The organism is Streptomyces sp. NPDC007164, assembly GCF_040634135.1.
GTDB lineage: Bacteria > Actinomycetota > Actinomycetes > Streptomycetales > Streptomycetaceae > Streptomyces > Streptomyces sanglieri.
On record NZ_JBEYFB010000009.1, the window covers coordinates 23,802 to 39,509 of the forward strand.

The following is a 15,708-nucleotide window of genomic DNA, read 5'->3' on the forward strand; positions in this document are numbered from 1 at the left end:
ATCAACAATCGGCCAACCACGGCCTGTGTGTGATGAGGAGTCCGGGATGGTGCGTTCATATGGGCTTCGTCCGAGGGGTGGGGTCGGATCCGCATTTCTGCATCGACGTGGCGGATTTGCTGGCGGATCCATAGCGCGATGGGTGAACGAGTGCGGGCGTCCGTCCCGGTCGGCGGTGAGTCGAACCCGCCCGGAATCACCGGCATGAGACGAGGCGTCATGTCCGGCACCGCAGAGTCCATCGAAGCGCGACCGGGGTGACCGCGGCCTCGGGCAGGACCCGCACGGGTCGTGTGGACCAGTCGACGACGCGCACGCCCGCGCGAGCGGTGTAGGCGTACGACTCGCCGGCCCTGAGCCGTATGACCGCTTCCCACTGACCGTGGTCGAGCCGGCGGAAGGCGCGATCGCGGTCCTGCGCGTCGAACCCGTAGGGCAGGGTCCGCACGGAAACCCGCATCCAGATCGGTGCCTGCGTGGGGGTGGCGGCGTGCTCGGCCGTACGAGCGGTCCGTCGGCGGTGAACTCGAAGAGGTCTGCCCCCCGACGGCCACCGGAACCGAGGTTCCTGCGGGCCGTCGGGCTCCGGTCAACCGCCGCCGGGCATCGCCACCGGAACCCGGCGAAGCACTACTGGCAGCAGTTCGGCCCTCGGCGGGGCGGTGACGTCGGGGCCTTCACGCGCTGAGCCACTCCGCGACCTCGACCACGTCCCCGACGCTCACCACGCCCTCGCAGACCACCGCGTTCTTCGCGCCGAAGCTGACCTTGTTGTTGAACTCCGGTTCGCGGCGGTACGTCGACAGGGTGCGGATCGGTTCCGGGCCCGCGCGGTGGCCGGTGGCCTGGTCGACCATGGGGACGGCGCAGCGCGTCGCCCTGGTCGAGTGGGCGAGTTCCACCGTGCCGAGGAGCATCCGGCGGACCCGGTCCTCGAAGTGGGGCTCGTCGTCGCCGGTCAGGACGATGTTGGGGCGGAAGCGGTTCATGGGGACGGGCTTCGCGTCGCCCCGGGCAGTGATGCGGGCGTTGAGGCCGTCCAGGGAGGCCGTCGAGGCGACCAGCACCGCGTGCGCGTCCGCGAAGTTGACCTTGCCGGGGGTGTCGCCCCAACCGTCCCGGTCGAAGCCGGGAACCACTCGTACCAGACGGGACTTCACGCCGAGCGCCTCGGAGAACCACTCCGCGACCTCGTCCCCCTGGTCGGCGGCCGGGCCGAGGGGGCGGTCGAACATGCTGACGTCACGGTGCGCGCCGTCCCCGTCGACGTCCAGGCGCAACGGCCCGACGCCCTCGGCGGACAGCGCCAAGGCCGCCCCGCCGTCCAGGACTCCGACCCTGATCGCGGCCATCGCGGGGTGCGTGCGCTGGCTGCGGAAGGAGCCGTCGGCCGCGTCCACCACCATGAACGTACGGTCGTGTGCCAGTCCGGTGCCGAGAACCTGTGCCGAGTCGACCGTGGTCGCGGCGCAGCCCTTGACCGGGTAGTAGGCCAGTTCGCGGACGGTGATCGTCATGGTGTCCCCTCCGGGGCAGCGGCTTCGAGGTCGTCGACGCTGCCGGACATGATGGTGCGGATGTGTCGGGTGAGGTGGTCGGTGGGCCAGTCCCACCAGGCGACGGCGAGGAGCCGGGCGACGGTCTCCTCGTCGTAACGGGTGCGGATCAGCCGGGCCGGGTTGCCGCCGACGATGCCGTAGTCGGGTACGTCGGAGGTGACGACCGATCCGGCGCCGATGATCGCGCCGTGTCCGATGCGCACGCCCGGCATCACCATGGCGTTGTAGCCGAACCAGACGTCGTTGCCGACGACGGTGTCGCCCCGGCCCGGCAGCCCGGTCAGCAGGTCGAAGTGCTCGGCCCAGGAGCCGCCCATGGAGGGGAACGGGAAGGTGGACGGGCCGTCCATCCGGTGGTTGGCGCCGTTCATGATGAACCGCGTCCCGGTCCCCAGCGCGCAGAACTTCCCGATGACGAGCTTCTCCGGGCCGTAGTGGTACAGCACGTTGCGGGTCTCGAACGCGGTCGCGTCGTCCGGGTCGTCGTAGTACGAGAAGTCTCCGACCTCGATCAGCTCGGACTTCACCAGGGGCTTCAGCAGCACGACCCGGGGCTGGCCGGGCATCGGGTGCAGAACAGTGGGGTCGGCGGGGGGCGGGATCGTGTCCATGGCGCTCATCATCGCATCCACCTCCCATGATGTAAGTTTCCTTTGGGAACTTACTGGCAGGGGAGAGGGAAAGTCATGACGGATGCACGGTGGGCCGAGGTCGACAACTACTTCAACGGTCTGCTGGTGGGCCCGGACGAAGTCCTGGACGCGGTCGTGGAGGCCAGTGACGGGGCGGGTCTCCCGGCGATCCAGGTCGCGGCCAACCAGGGCAAGCTGCTGAATCTGCTGGCCCGGCTCCAGGGCGCGCGCACCGTGCTGGAGATCGGCACTCTGGGCGGCTACAGCACCATCTGGCTGGCCCGCGCGCTGCCGGAGGGCGGCAAGGTCGTGACGCTGGAGGCCGATCCGGCGTACGCGGAGGTGGCGCGGGCCAACATCGAGCGGGCGGGGCTCGCGGATGTCGTCGAGATCCGGGTCGGCCGGGCGCTCGACACGCTGCCGGAGCTGGCGGAGAAGGGGTACGGGCCGTTCGACGTCGTGTTCATCGACGCCGACAAGCCGAGCAACCCCGACTACCTTGCCTGGTCCCTGAAGCTGGCCCGGCCCGGGAGTCTGATCGTCGCCGACAACGTCGTCCGCGACGGAGAGGTGGTCGACGGCGGCAGCGACGACCCGAAGGTGCAGGGCGTACGCCGGTTCACCGAACTCGTCGCGGCCGAACCGACGTTGAGCGCGACCGCGCTGCAGACCGTCGGCAGCAAGGGGTACGACGGGCTGATGATGGCGCTGGTCACCGGGTAGGCCCCGGAACCGCGTTGATACGATCACGTGTTCGATGTCGGTGATGCTTCGGTGCCCGGCCATCACCTCGTGGAGAGACTGTGCAGCAGCGTTCCCTCGTCCCGCTCGCCGTCGCCGCGGCACTCTTGTGCGCTGGATGTTCCGGGGGCTCGGAGTCGGGGCCGGGGTCGGAGTCGAGGGCAGGGTCGGGGTCGGCGCGAGAGGCGCGGAAGCCCGGGAATGCCTCCCCGTCCCGCTCGGCGGTGGCGGATCACGGGGCGGTGGTACGGGCCGCGGTGGCCGCGACGCGGAAGAGCAGCGCCCGGATCGACGAGCGGATCGTGATGGGGGACGGCACCACCGAGTACGTCGTCTCGATCAAGGGCGACTTCGACTGGGCGGGCGCCAGGGGGCGCCTCGCGGTTTCCCTCCGGAATGCGGCGACCGACGGGAAGACCTCGCCCCGTATGGAGGAGATCTTCGGCGGCGACACCGTTTACATGGGCGGGCTCGCCGACATGGAAGGCTCCTGGGGATCGATTCACCGGAACAAGGCCGAGGTTCACTATGTGCTGCGGGCGCCGATGAACGACCCCGAGCACGTCCTGCGCCAAGTGGCCCGGATGCGCCGGATCTCGAAGGTCGGCGAGGAGGCCGTGAACGGCACGCCCGCGGTCCACTACCGCGGTGTGCTCGACGACGACGCCGTCACGCTGCGGATGGCGAAGGACATGCGGGTCAAGATCGATGCCGCGCGGGAACAGCTCGGTGCGATCACCGTGTACGCGGATGCCTGGGTCGACCGGAACGGGCGGATCGTGCGTACTCGGCTCGACTGGCCCATGGGGGCGGCGGGCGTCAAGGCGACGATGACCTTGGCGGACCACGGGAAGTCGGTGCGGGCGAAGGCCCCGGACGCCGGCAAGGTCGTCCCCATGCCGAACCTCGGCGGCCCGCTGCCCGGTTGACGGGATTCGCCCTCGCGGTCCGCTGCCCGGCTGACAGGATTCCTCCCTCGGCGACCCGCTGCCCGGTGCCGGCCGGTGTGGTGGAAAGCCTCCAACCGCTGCCGGACATTACTGTGGTCGGCGAGGTGATCACCCGGGTGCGTACGGACGCAGACTTACGGGGCGCGGTGCATGCCCTCGCGGTCGCCGCCTCCTCGTCCGTGACGAACCGTAAGGACCCGAGACCATGAGCGAACGCGTCATCGCCCCCAAGAACCGGGGTTTCCTCTTCCTCGACTCCCACCCGGCGGGCTGCGAGCGCCTGGTGGAGGACATGTGGCAAGCCGTCCCCGCCCCGTCCCGCGTGCCCGACCGGGCACCCGTGGCGCTGATCATCGGCTCCTCCGCCGGATACGGGCTGGCCGCGACGATCGCCGGTCTCGCCCGTGCCGGGATCCGTGGCATCGGGGTCTGCTTCGAGAAGGCCCCCGGACGGCGCACGGGTACGGCCGGCTGGTACCGCACGGCCGCGACCGCCGAACTCGCCCGTCGGCACGGTCACGACATGGTGTTCCTCAACGGGGACGCGTTCTCCGACGAGATGAAGAACCAGGTCGCGCAGGTGCTGGAAGAGCGATTCGGCGGCCGCCTGGACTACCTGGTCTACTCGGTGGCCGCCCCGCGCCGTACCGACCCCGACACCGGGGCCACGTACGCGTCCGTCCTCAAGCCCATCGGCGAGGCGTACAGCACCAAGACCCTGGTCTTCGACGACGCGGGCGCCGGTGAGGTGCGGGAGGTCGGGACGCAGCCGGCCGACGGCGACGACATCGAGCAGACCGTCGCCGTCATGGGCGGTACCGACTGGGAACGGTGGATCGACCACCTCGCCGGGCGCGGACTGCTCGCCGATGGATTCACCACCGCCGCCCTCTCGTACATCGGTTCCGCTCTGACGGCCGAGATCTACCGGCAGGGCACCATCGGCGCCGCCAAGTCCCACCTGGAACAGACCGCCCGCACCCTCGACGAGCGGCTCGGCAAGCTGGTCGACGGGCGCGCGGTCACCTCGGTCAACGCGGCCGCCGTCACCCAGTCCTCGACCGCGATCCCTGGCATCGCCCTGTACGTCGGGCTGCTCCGCGGGGTTCTCGGTCAGGCCATGGTCCCGCCGATCGGGCAGCTCACCGACCTGTGGGACCAGCTCACCGGAGCCCGGCCGCTCGGCCTCGACGAGGAAGGGCGGGTGCGCCTGGACACCTGGGAACTCGCCCCCGCCGTCCAGGCGGCCGTCACCGAGCGGTGGAACACCGCCACCACCGGGAACATCGCCGGACTCGCCGACCTCGACTGGTTCCACGCCGAAGTGCGGCGCCTGTACGGATTCGCCGTGCCCGGCATCGACTACGCCGCGCCGGTCGAGACCGACATCCCCTGGCCGGACGCTGTCACTCCCTGAGTCGCGCCGGTGATCGCACTGGTCACTCGGCTGTGGCCCACTGACATGCTTGTAGCGATCATGGCGAGCAGTCAAAGAGTGGGGGAGTGTCCAGGGTGGGGATCGGGAGAAGAACATCGGCGGCGTTGTGCCGAGGGCGGTCGACCTGCACGCCGATCGGCACGGCAACTGCATCGGTGCGTATCAGGAGTTGGGCACGACCAACGAGGTGGTCGTCATCGGTGACCGCGGCTGGGTGCATTACGGCGACAAGCAGCTGGAGAGCACGCGCACCTTCGCGAAGACCTACGCGCCGCACCGGCTCCCCGCCGTCGAGGAAGCGATCGGGAAGGCCCGTGGAAAGTACGTCGCGTACCCGGCCCGTGAGGTGTTGCAGTACCCGGGTCTGAACCTGTGCGATCTCGGCCGGGCGTTCGCGAAGCTGCCCGGAACGGTGAGCAGCGCAGGGGAAGGGCAATCCGCGCACCAAGGGTGGTGGGCGAACCGTTCAGCTCACGCATGGTTCCGGCGGCGATGAGGTGTCGGTGCGCGTGCCGGAGAAGGGCGGGTCCGTGCCCCGGGGCATCGACTTCACTCTCGGTGACGCCCCGGCACTGCTCGAACTCGGCGACTACGACGAGCCGGTACGGGGGTGAAGCCGCCCGATCCTGCGGACATCGTGAGCGCCGAAGAGGTGAAGGGGATGGACGTGTCCGTCGAGTGAGTGACGGCTGACCACGACGCTCCGGATCTGTCTGGACGGCCTGGACGGCCTGGACGGCCTGGACGGCGCTCGGCTGTCGGCTGTCGGCTGTCGGCGGGAAATTCCTTCGACGCGGGCAGTGGCTCCGGGCATGATCGGGTGAATGGAATTGTGCGTGATCAACCCGGTTCGTATGGGTACGGAGCAGCTCCCCGGAGGGCGGTCGCTGGGCTGGGCCGAGTGGGGGCCGGTGGACGGGGTGCCGGTGCTGTTCTCGCCGGGGGCGGCCACCAGCAGGCATCTCGGGTTCGGCGGTGAGGCGCTGGACGCGCTCGGCGTGCGACTGATCTCCGTCGACCGCCCGGGGCTGGGGGTCTCGTCCCCCGCGCCGGGGCGTACGTTCGGTGACTTCGTCGACGACTTCCGCGCGTTCGTCGGTCTGCGCGGCCTGGGGCGGCCCCTGATGGTCGGCAACTCACAGGGGGCGCCCTTCGCGCTGGCGTGCGCCGCTGCCGGAGCGGTGCGGGCGCTCGCGGTGGTCTCCGGCGCGGACGAGGTAGCCGAGCCGCGCTTCGCCGACGCGCTGCCGGGGGAACTGCGGGGCCTCGTCGACCTGGCCGTGTCCGATCCGGCCGCCGCCGAGCAGGTCTTCGCCGGGTTCGGCTCGCAGGCGATGTGGGACATGGTCATGTCCGGCAGCCCCGAGTGCGATCTCGCCGTCTATCAGCAGCCCGCGTTCGCGGCCGCCTACCGGCGTGCGCTCGACGAGGCCTTCGCGCAGGGAGCGGCCGGCTATGCCCGGGACACCGTCCTGGCCATGGGGCGCTGGGGGATCGGGCTGGCGGACATCGCCGTACCCGTCGACCTCTGGTACGGGGAGAAGGACACCGGGCACTCGCCCGACCAGGGGGCCGGACTGGCCTCGCGCATCCCGGGCGCGGTACGGCATCTGGTGCCGGAGGCCGGCGGGGCGGTGCTCTGGACCCATGCCGAGCAGGTGCTGAGCACGCTGCTGGGGCGCCCCGAAGCCATGTGACTCCGCGTCGGACGTGACAGAAGGGCCCCCGCCTGTCACGTCCAGGCGAGGGCCCTCCCTTCATCCGCCTGCCCGGTGAAGGTTGAGAAGACGATCACGAGGCAGGACGTTCATGCGCTTCCCGGTCAGGGAGCGAGCAGCAGTACGTCGGCGCGCTCCTTGGCGGCCGCGTAACGCTTCGCCACGTCCTGCCAGTTGACGACGGCCCACATCGCCTCGATGAAGTCGACCTTCTGGTTCTTGTACTGGAGGTAGAAGGCGTGCTCCCAGGCGTCGAAGACCAGGACCGGGACGGAGCCCTGGCCCACGTTGCCCTGGTGGTCGTAGACCTGCTCGACGATCAGCTTGTCGCTGACCGGCTCGTACGCCAGGACGCCCCAGCCGGAGCCCTGCGTGGTGGCCGCGGCCTTCGTCAGCTGGGCCTTGAAGCCGGCGAACGAGCCGAACGACTCGGTGATCGCGTCCGCCAGGTCACCGACACCGTCCGCCGCGAGCGGCTCGCCGCCGCCGTCGCCGGTCATGTTGTGCCAGTAGATCGAGTGCAGGATGTGGCCGGAGAGGTGGAACGCGAGGCTCTTCTGGAGCCCGTTGATCGCCCCCCATGCCTCCTTGTCGCGCGCCTCCGCCAGCTGATCCAGGGTGTCGTTCGCACCCTTCACGTAGGCGGCGTGGTGCTTGTCGTGGTGGAGCTCGATGATCTGCGGATTGATGACCGGTTCGAGCGCCGCGTAGTCGTACGGGAGTTCCGGAAGCGTGTACGTGGCCATGTGGTCGAACCCTCCAGCTGCTGTCCTGTTGTTATTGCAACCTCTATGCAAGAGCAGGCTAACAGCAGGAGCGGGCCGAAAGTGATCAGCCCTTCGGCCTAGGTCGTGTCCTCGGTGAGAATGGTGGATGTGCTTGACCGGGACATGGTGGTGGCGCCATTCGGCGGACGGGACGTTCGCCATGTCGGGCATCCCGAGGGGCGCCGTCGAACCGGCCTTTCCCTCTCTCCCTCCCGGGAAGGGCAGCCTTTCCGGGAAGGGGAAGTGGGGCATGGAGGGGCAGCGGCACCCGGGCAGCGGTATCGGACTCAGCTTCTCGAAGGGCGGCTCGTTCACCGATGACACCGGATTCGCCCTGCTCCGGGCCGCCAGGGGCGGGGACGAGCCGGAGGTGTATTTCGAGGCGGACCCGGACACGGACCGCGGCTACCGGGTCCGCCGCGAGGCGTCCGGCCGGGGCGGTCCCGAGCGGAAGCAATAGGGCGGCTCACGCGCGGGCGCGGGGGACCGGCGGAGCCGCTGACGCCGTGGGAGCCGGCGCGGTTCACGCGCGGGCGTGCGTGCGGGCCTCCGCGAGCCGGTTCAGGTGGTCCTCGTACTCCTTCGCGTAGTACGCCGCGTGCGCCGGGTCCGGTTCGACGATCGATGTCGGGGCCGTCCACGCGGCCGTGTCCAGCTCCACGCCGAAGCGCTCCGCCGCCGCGAGCACCGCGCCGCGCGCACCGACCTCGCCCTCCACGATCCGGACCGGCCGGCCCAGCACATCGGCGAACAGCCGTATCCACGCGGGGGAGCGGGTCCCGCCGCCGCACAGGGCGAGGGTGCCGGTGAGGCCCGCGGCCTCCAGGCAGTGCCGGGCGGCGAAGCCGATGCCCTCGCAGACGGCACGGATCAGATCGGCGGGGGTCGTCTCCAGGGACACCCCGGTGAACTCGGCGCGCAGCCTCGGCTCGACGAACGGGGCGCGTTCGCCGGACGGGGCGAAGTAGGGGAGCACCCGGACCCCGTTCGCGCCCGGCGCGGTGGTGGCGAGCAGCGCGTCGACCTCCGTGTGGCGTACGCCGGTGGTGGTCAGCACCCAGTCCAGGGCTGCCGTGCCGACCATCGCGGGCATGGCGCGCAGCCAGTGGCCGGGGCGGTCGGTGGAGATGTGCAGGCCGGCCGGTTCGCCGTCCAGGTCGAGCTGTTCGGCGGCCACCAGCGAGGCCAGACAGGTGCCGACGATCAGCAGTCCGTCGCCGGGACGGGTGACGCCCGCGCCCAGCGCGCAGGCCGGCAGGTCGTACGGGCCGTTGGAGATCCGTAACCCGGAGGCGAGCGCGGCGGTGGCCACCGGGTCGCTGACCGGGGCGAGCAGCGGCGCCCGGTGGGCGAGGCCGAGGGCGGCCACCACGTCCGGGGCGTACGCGCGGGTCACCGGGTCCAGGAACGGCATCGACGCGTCGGAGACGTCCGTGGCCCGGACCCCCGTCAGCCGCTGGAACACCATGTCCTTGCAGTACAGGGCGGTCGCCGCGGCGTCGAGCGAGGTGGGTTCGTGCTGGTCGAGCCAGGCCAGCAGCGGGCCCGGACAACCGGGGAACATCGCGCTGCCGGTGCGCCGGTAGACGGTCTCGAAGACCCCGGACGCCAGCCAGGAGTCGACCAGTTCATGGGCCCGGCCGTCCATCCAGGAGATCGCCTTGCGGACCGGCCGGCCCGCCCCGTCGACCAGCCAGACGCCGTCACCCTGGCCGGTGAGGCCGACGAACCCGACTCCGTCGGAGCCGAGCGCGGCCAGCACCTCGCGGACCGCGCCGTACACCTCGTCCATGTCCTGCTCCACGGACCCGCCGTGGATCGCGAGCCCCACCGGGCGGGACTCGACGGCCAGCGTGCGGCCGCCCGGGTCGAAGGCGGCGGCCTTCACCACGGACGTGCCGACATCGATGCCGATGTATCTCGTCGTGCTTCCGGTCATCGTCACGGCTCCTCTCACAGCGCGTGGGCGAGCGGCTCGTCCCGCACGTAGCGCGCCACCTCGGCCGCCGCGATCCGGGCCGCCTTCTGCGCGACGGCCCGGCTGGCCCCCGCCACATGAGGGGTCATCAGCAGATGCGGGGTACGGAAGAGCCGCGACGTGGCCGGCGGCGGCTCCTGCTCGTACGTGTCGAGCGCCGCGGCCCGCAGCTGCCCCGAGTCCAGGGCGTCGCACAGCGCGTCCGTGTCCAGCAGCCCGCCCCGGGCCGCGTTCACCAGCACCGCGCCGCGCGGCAGCATCGCCAGCTCGTGGGCGCCGATGAGATGCCGGGACTCCGGGGTGAGCCTGGCATGCAGGGTGAGGACCCGGGAACGGGACAGCAGCGCCTCCAGCGACGCGGCGCGCATACCGTGGACGTCGCCGCGCACATACGGGTCGTACACCTCGACCTCGGCACCGAACGCCGACAGCACCCGGGCCACCCGGCTGCCCACCGCGCCGTACCCGATCAGGCCGACCGGGGTGTCCTCCAGCTCCAGGCCGCAGTTCTCGTACGTGTAATGGGTGGCGTCCCAGCGGCCGTCCGCGGCGAGGGAGCGGTGGGCCTCGGGGATGCGGCGCAGCGCGGAGAGGATCAGCCCGACGGTGAACTCGGCGGTCGCCGCCGCGTTGCGCCCCGGCGCGAAGCACACCCGTACGCCCCGGGCGCGTGCGGCGGCCGCGTTCACATTGACCGGGCCGCCCCGGCAGACCACGATCAGCCGGAGGTCGGGGGCGGCGGCCAGCACCCGCTCGGTGAACGGGCCCATCTGGGTCACGCACACCTCGACCCCGTCCAGCGCGGCGATCAGCGCGTCCTCGACGTCGCTCGCCTCGTCGACCTCGGCGACCTTGCCGAAGGGTTCCAGGGGCCAGGGCAGGGTGAGTTCGGCGAGCAGCGGTTCCCTGCCGGTCGGGCCGAGCGCGTGGTGCAGGGCCTCGGCGAGCAGCGAGTTGCGGACGAAGTGGTCACCGGCGAGCAGAATCCTCGTGGCGGGGCGGGCTGCCTCCGGACGGGCTGCCTCCGGGTGGACTGTCTCGGGGCGGGTCATCGCAGAGCGTCTCCTGTCTGGGCGTCGAAGACATGGACGTGCCGGGGATCGGCGGTGATGCGTACGGTGTCGTCCCGGTCGAGCCGTACCTCCGGACCGGTCACGACGACCAGCGGCTCCGCCACCCCGTCGAGCGAGAGCGTGGCGATGCCGGATTCCAGCAGGGGCTCATGGGCGGCGACCCGGGCCCGTGCACCAGTGTCGTCCAGGCGCACATCCTCCGGGCGGATGCCGAGCACCACCGCGCGTCCCGCCGCGATCCGGTGCGGTACGGGAACGCGCACGGAGTCCGAGAGGCGCACCTCGCCCGAGCCGGTGGCGGTGCCCGGCAGCAGATTGACGGCCGGCTCCCCGACGAAGTCGGCGACGAACAGGTTCGCCGGGGCGTCGTAGATCTCCTCGGGGGTGCCGAGCTGCTGGATCTCGCCGTCCCGCATCACCGCGATCCGGTCGGCGAGCGACAGCGCCTCCTCCTGGTCGTGCGTCACCAGGATGGCGGTGTGGCCGCTGTCGCGCTGGATCCGTTTCAACTCCCGCCGGGTGGCGTCCCGTTGACCGGCGTCGAGATGGGAGAGCGGCTCGTCCAGAAGGAGCACGTCGGGCACCCGGATCAGCGCGCGGGCCAGGGCGACCCGCTGCTTCTGGCCACTGGAGAGCCCGGCCGGGCGGGCGTCCAGGAGGCCGGTGATCCCGAGCCGTTCGGCCATTGCGGCGACCCGGCGGCGGATCTCGGCCCGGCCGCACCCGCCCCGGGCGGCCAGCCCGAAACCGAGATTCTCCGCGACCGTCAGCGGCGGGTACAGCGCGTAGTTCTCGAACGCCACCCCGATGTTGCGCTGCCGGGCCGGGAGCGGCACCACCGACGAGCCGCCGATGAGGATGTCGCCGCCGGTGACAGTCTCCAGGCCGGCGATCATCCGCAGGGTGGTGGACTTGCCGCAGCCGGACGGGCCGAGCAGCCCCAGCAGCTCGCCGGAGCGCAGCTCGACGTCGATGGACCGGACGGCCTCGACGGCCACCCGGCCCCGCCCGGTGTAGGTCTTGCGCAGCGCGCGCAGGGCCAGTTCAGTCATCCCTCACCACCGGCGCCACCGTCGCCGCCACCTCGCCGTCATCCGTCATGGCGCCCACCCGTCATCGCACTCACCCGTCATCGCCGTCCCCCGCTCCGGAGTCCCGCCCGGTGGAGCAGACCTCGTAGGGCACCTTGTGCTCGTCGAGCTCGCTCAGCGCCTGCGGGGACGCCCCGTCGTCGACCAGCAGCAGATCGAAGCGGGAGAGCGGAGCCAGCCGGTGCAGGGCGACCCGGCCCAGCTTCGAGTGGTCGAGCAGCAGCACATTGCGGCTCGCCGAGTCGAGCATCGCCCGCTTCACGGCGATGATGTGCTGCTCCTGGTGGTAGGCGAAGCCACCGGACGCGGCGGAGGTGGAGGTGAAGCAGATGTCGACCTGGAGCGACTGCACCGCCTCCACGCACGAGACGCCGAGGAACGAGGAGTGCAGCGGGTCGAAGTCCCCGCCCAGGCCCATCAGATGGATGCCGCGCTCCTGCGACAGCAGGTTGATCGCCTCCAGGAAGTTGGTGACGACGGTCAGCGGGGTGATGGAGCGCAGCCTGCGCGCTATCTCCAGCGTGGACGTCGAGTCGTCGAGCATCACCGCCATGCCCGGCTCTATGAGCTTCAGGGCCCGCTCGGCCACGGCGGCCTTCTCGGCCCGCATCGTCTTCAGCCGGTAGGAGACGTTCGACTCGAAGACGCCGGACGGCTGGGCGGTGACGCCGCCGCGGAACTTGCGGACGATGCCCTGCCGTTCCAGCTCGTCCAGATCGCGGTGGATGGTCATCAGGCTGACGTCGAAGCGCTCCGCCAGTTCTGCGGCGCTCACCTCGCCCTGGGCGAGGACGTACTCGGCTATGGATGCCTGGCGCGGGGCGGGCCCCCGCTGCGGAACGTTGCTCACGTGCTGATCCTTCGTCCTGGACGTGCCGGCCGGTCGGCCTCGAACAGCAGCAGACTCTCAGGCGGTACGGAGAGCCGGACCGGCCGGTCGGGGCTCAGGCCGGCCGCCTCGGCGCGCGGGACGACGAGGGACAGCCGCTGCCCGCCGATCCGTACGGTCACCTCGGTGGCCCGGCCGAGCAGCTCGGTGACATGGACGGCACCGGTCAGCTCCAGGGCCGGTCTCCCGCCGCTCTCCGCCGGGCCCCGCAGGCCGATGTCCCGGGGCCGTACGCCCAGTTGGACGGTGCTCCCCGGCGGTGCGGGCACCGCCAGCGGCAGCTCGTACGCCCCGTCCGGTGACCGGAAGTGCCCCTCGGGCGTCACCGTCCCGGGCAGCAGATTGATCCGCGGCCGGCCGAAGGACCGGGCGACGAAGGTGTCGTAAGGGCGGTGCCACAGCTCCTCGCGGGGCCCGGTCTGCACCATCCGGCCGTCCCGGATCACCCCGATCCGGTCGCCGAGCGCCAGCGCCTCCACCGAGTCGTGGGTGACGTACAGGGTGGTGGTGCGCCGGACCGCGCCGATCGCCCGCAGCTCCGCGCGCATCGCCTGCCGCAGCTTCGCGTCCAGGTGCGAGAGCGGCTCGTCGAGCAGGAACGCCCCGGCCGGCCGCACCAGCACCCGGCCGAGCGCCACCCGCTGCCGCTGGCCGTTGGAGAGCCGGCCCACCTGACGGTCCAGCAGGGCGCCGATGCCCAGGAGCTCGGCGATCTCCCCGATCCGCTCGCGCGCCTCGGACGCGGGGAGGCGGTGGCGCGGCGAGCGGAGCGGGGAGGCGAGGTTGTCGTACGCGGTGCGGTGCGGGTAGAGCGCGTACGACTCGAAGCACATGGCCACGCCCCGGTCGTAGGGCTCCACACCCGCCATGTCCGCCCCGCCCAGCTCGACCGTCCCGGCCTGCGGCTGTTCCAGGCCCGCGATCGTCTTGAGCGTGGTCGTCTTCCCGGCGCCGGACGGGCCGAGCAGACAGAAGAACTCGCCCTCGGCCACCTCCAGGTCCAGGCCGTCGAGCGCGGTGTGCTTGCCGTACCGCTTGCTGACACCGCGCAGCGCGATGGCCGCCGGGCCGGTCATGACTTCACCGCCCCGAACGACAGCCCGCGCACCAGATACCGCTGGATGGTGAGCGCCAGCAGCAGCGGCGGGACCACCGAGACCAGCGCCGCCGCGGCCGTCAGGTTGTACTTGGGCCGGTCGCCGCCGAGGAAGGACAACGCGCCGACCGTCACCGTCTGCGCGTTCGACGAGGTGAGGATCAGCGGGAAGACGAAGTTGTTCCACGCGAAGATGAACGCCAGCAGCGAGACGGCCGCGATCCCGGGCTTCACCAGCGGCAGCGCGACCCTGAAGAACGCCTGCTTGCGGGTGTAGCCGTCCAGCAGCGCCGCCTGCTCCAGCTCGGGGGAGAGATCGGAGAAGTACGACCGCATGATCCAGACGATCAGCGGGAGCGTCACCAGTTGCAGCACCCACACCATGCCGACGTAGGTGTCGAAGAGCCCGAGCTGCTGGTAGAGCACGAACAGCGGGATGATCACGGTCAGTTCGGGCGCGAAGCGGAACGAGAGCAGGGTGAACATCAGGTTCTCCGAGCCGCGGAACCGCCACCGCGCGGCGGCGTACGCGGCGGGCAGCCCGACCACCAGCGACAGCGCGACGGCGCCCAGCGACACGACGAGGCTGTTCACGAAGAACCGGAGGAACGGCACCCCCTGGTCGTCCCCGGCGCCCAGCACCGTGCGGTACGAGTCGAGGGTCGGGGTGAACGAGAAGTACGTGCTGAACAACTCGTTCGTCGGCTTCAGCGACAGCACCACCATCCAGGCGACCGGGAACAGCGCGAAGACGAAGTAGCCGATCAGCGCCAGATCGGCGGCGACGGAGAGCAGCCTGCGCCTCATCGCTCCACCTCCGCGGCCCGGTTCTGGATCCGGCCCAGATAGCGCACCAGCACCATCGTGACCAGGTAGATCACGGCCCAGAGCACGATCATGTGGCTGATCCCGAAGGAGTAGCGCTGGAAGCGGACCGCCTCCAGATAGGCCCGGATCTGGAGCACCATCGTCGAGTCGCCGGGCCCGCCCTCGGTCAGCGCGTAGATGATGTCGAAGACCTTCAGCGAGTCCATGAACCGGAAGATCACGGCGACCAGCACATACGGCCAGAGCATCGGCAGGGTCAGGCGCCGGAAGGTGAACCACCAGCCCGCCCCGTCGACCGCCGCCGCCTCGAACGGCGAGGCGGGCAGCGAGCGCAGACCGGCCAGCGCGAGGATCGCGACGAACGGGGTGTAGACCCACACGTCCACCGTGATCGACGAGAGCAGCGCACCCGTCGGGGTGTCCGTCCACTGCACACCGCCGAGGCCGAACGGCTCCAGGAGATGGTTGATGACCCCGACCGACGGCTGGAGCATCAGCTTCCACATGATCGCGGCGATCACCGGCGCGATCATCAGCGGCAGGATCAGGATCTTCTCCAGCACCCGCCCGACCCGGCTCGACCGGTGCAGCAGCAGCGCCACGGACACCCCGAGCACCGTCTCGACCGCCGCGGCGCCGACCGCGTACGCCACCGTCACCCGCGCCGAGTCCCAGAACGCCGGCTGGGTGAGGATCCGCCGGTAGTTCCCGAAGCCCACCAGGTCCGGCTGCGGCTTGCTCGCCGCGAAGTCGAACACCGTGTAGTAGAGGCCGAGGCCGAACGGGTAGAGGATCCCGCCGGTCAGCAGCAGCGCGGGCACGATCAGCAGATACGGCCGCAGCGAGCGGCGCCGGGCCGGCACCGCCCGCACCGCACGCTTCCCGGCACCCGGGCCGGCGGCCGCCCCGTGGCCGGTCTCCGGCACGGTGGCCGCGCTTCCCGGCACC

At 71.1% G+C, this 15,708-nt stretch carries 17 protein-coding genes; 6 read left to right on the forward strand and 11 right to left on the reverse strand.

All coding sequences use genetic code 11. The annotated features are described in order from the left end of the window. Positions 1–217 precede the first annotated feature (217 nt). The 3 genes from ABZ622_RS14765 to ABZ622_RS14775 all read right to left on the reverse strand — a co-directional run bounded on the left by ABZ622_RS14765 (position 218) and on the right by ABZ622_RS14775 (position 2,161). On the reverse strand, positions 218–460 hold the full coding sequence (locus ABZ622_RS14765) for a hypothetical protein (protein WP_360543022.1): 243 nt from the start codon (positions 458–460) through the stop codon (positions 218–220). Between the two features lie 217 nt (positions 461–677). Continuing rightward, positions 678–1,517, reverse strand: a complete 840-nt coding sequence (locus ABZ622_RS14770; protein ID WP_360543024.1) for an MOSC N-terminal beta barrel domain-containing protein — start codon at positions 1,515–1,517, stop codon at positions 678–680. Further along, entirely contained in the window at positions 1,514–2,161 is a 648-nt protein-coding gene (locus ABZ622_RS14775; protein WP_360543274.1) for a CatB-related O-acetyltransferase, read from the reverse strand. Before ABZ622_RS14775 ends, ABZ622_RS14770 begins: the two co-directional genes overlap by 4 nt. An 84-nt stretch (positions 2,162–2,245) precedes the next feature. Here ABZ622_RS14775 and ABZ622_RS14780 point away from each other — a divergent pair, with 84 nt between their 5' ends. The 5 genes from ABZ622_RS14780 to ABZ622_RS14800 all read left to right on the forward strand — a co-directional run bounded on the left by ABZ622_RS14780 (position 2,246) and on the right by ABZ622_RS14800 (position 7,017). After that, a complete protein-coding gene (locus ABZ622_RS14780; protein WP_360543026.1) occupies positions 2,246–2,914 on the forward strand; it encodes an O-methyltransferase in 669 nt (222 codons plus the stop codon). 242 nt (positions 2,915–3,156) lie between these two features. Beyond that, positions 3,157–3,861 carry a hypothetical protein gene (locus ABZ622_RS14785; protein WP_360543028.1) on the forward strand — a complete coding sequence of 235 codons (705 nt, stop codon included), beginning with the start codon at positions 3,157–3,159 and terminating at the stop codon, positions 3,859–3,861. 226 nt (positions 3,862–4,087) lie between these two features. Continuing rightward, positions 4,088–5,299: an enoyl-[acyl-carrier-protein] reductase FabV gene (gene fabV / locus ABZ622_RS14790; protein WP_360543030.1), complete on the forward strand. Its 1,212-nt coding sequence runs from the start codon at positions 4,088–4,090 to the stop codon at positions 5,297–5,299. 127 nt (positions 5,300–5,426) lie between these two features. After that, a complete protein-coding gene (locus tag ABZ622_RS14795) occupies positions 5,427–5,816 on the forward strand; it encodes a hypothetical protein (RefSeq protein WP_360543032.1) in 390 nt (129 codons plus the stop codon). Between the two features lie 328 nt (positions 5,817–6,144). Beyond that, positions 6,145–7,017: an alpha/beta hydrolase gene (locus ABZ622_RS14800; RefSeq protein ID WP_360543034.1), complete on the forward strand. Its 873-nt coding sequence runs from the start codon at positions 6,145–6,147 to the stop codon at positions 7,015–7,017. 125 nt (positions 7,018–7,142) lie between these two features. Here ABZ622_RS14800 and ABZ622_RS14805 read toward each other — a convergent pair whose 3' ends face one another. Next, entirely contained in the window at positions 7,143–7,784 is a 642-nt protein-coding gene (locus ABZ622_RS14805; protein WP_360543036.1) for a superoxide dismutase, read from the reverse strand. A gap of 271 nt (positions 7,785–8,055) precedes the next feature. Between ABZ622_RS14805 and ABZ622_RS14810 the strand changes: the two genes are divergently transcribed. Beyond that, the gene (locus ABZ622_RS14810; RefSeq protein ID WP_360543038.1) at positions 8,056–8,265 is read left to right on the forward strand and encodes a hypothetical protein; all 210 of its coding nucleotides are present in this window, start codon (positions 8,056–8,058) and stop codon (positions 8,263–8,265) included. Between the two features lie 63 nt (positions 8,266–8,328). Here the strand turns inward: ABZ622_RS14810 and ABZ622_RS14815 are convergent, their stop codons facing one another. From ABZ622_RS14815 to ABZ622_RS14845, 7 genes are all read right to left on the reverse strand, one after another. Beyond that, positions 8,329–9,744: an FGGY-family carbohydrate kinase gene (locus ABZ622_RS14815; RefSeq protein ID WP_360543040.1), complete on the reverse strand. Its 1,416-nt coding sequence runs from the start codon at positions 9,742–9,744 to the stop codon at positions 8,329–8,331. A gap of 14 nt (positions 9,745–9,758) precedes the next feature. Further along, the gene (locus ABZ622_RS14820) at positions 9,759–10,835 is read right to left on the reverse strand and encodes an NAD(P)-dependent oxidoreductase (RefSeq protein WP_360543042.1); all 1,077 of its coding nucleotides are present in this window, start codon (positions 10,833–10,835) and stop codon (positions 9,759–9,761) included. Then, positions 10,832–11,908 carry an ABC transporter ATP-binding protein gene (locus tag ABZ622_RS14825; RefSeq protein ID WP_360543044.1) on the reverse strand — a complete coding sequence of 359 codons (1,077 nt, stop codon included), beginning with the start codon at positions 11,906–11,908 and terminating at the stop codon, positions 10,832–10,834. Before ABZ622_RS14825 ends, ABZ622_RS14820 begins: the two co-directional genes overlap by 4 nt. Before the next feature lie 70 nt (positions 11,909–11,978). Beyond that, the gene (locus ABZ622_RS14830; RefSeq protein ID WP_266915836.1) at positions 11,979–12,797 is read right to left on the reverse strand and encodes a DeoR/GlpR family DNA-binding transcription regulator; all 819 of its coding nucleotides are present in this window, start codon (positions 12,795–12,797) and stop codon (positions 11,979–11,981) included. Continuing rightward, positions 12,794–13,912, reverse strand: coding sequence for an ABC transporter ATP-binding protein (locus tag ABZ622_RS14835; protein WP_360543047.1), 1,119 nt, complete (start codon positions 13,910–13,912; stop codon positions 12,794–12,796). Before ABZ622_RS14835 ends, ABZ622_RS14830 begins: the two co-directional genes overlap by 4 nt. Further along, positions 13,909–14,739 carry a carbohydrate ABC transporter permease gene (locus ABZ622_RS14840; RefSeq protein WP_360543049.1) on the reverse strand — a complete coding sequence of 277 codons (831 nt, stop codon included), beginning with the start codon at positions 14,737–14,739 and terminating at the stop codon, positions 13,909–13,911. Before ABZ622_RS14840 ends, ABZ622_RS14835 begins: the two co-directional genes overlap by 4 nt. Continuing rightward, the gene (locus tag ABZ622_RS14845; protein WP_360543051.1) at positions 14,736–15,707 is read right to left on the reverse strand and encodes a sugar ABC transporter permease; all 972 of its coding nucleotides are present in this window, start codon (positions 15,705–15,707) and stop codon (positions 14,736–14,738) included. Before ABZ622_RS14845 ends, ABZ622_RS14840 begins: the two co-directional genes overlap by 4 nt. Between the last annotated feature and the right edge of the window lies 1 nt (position 15,708).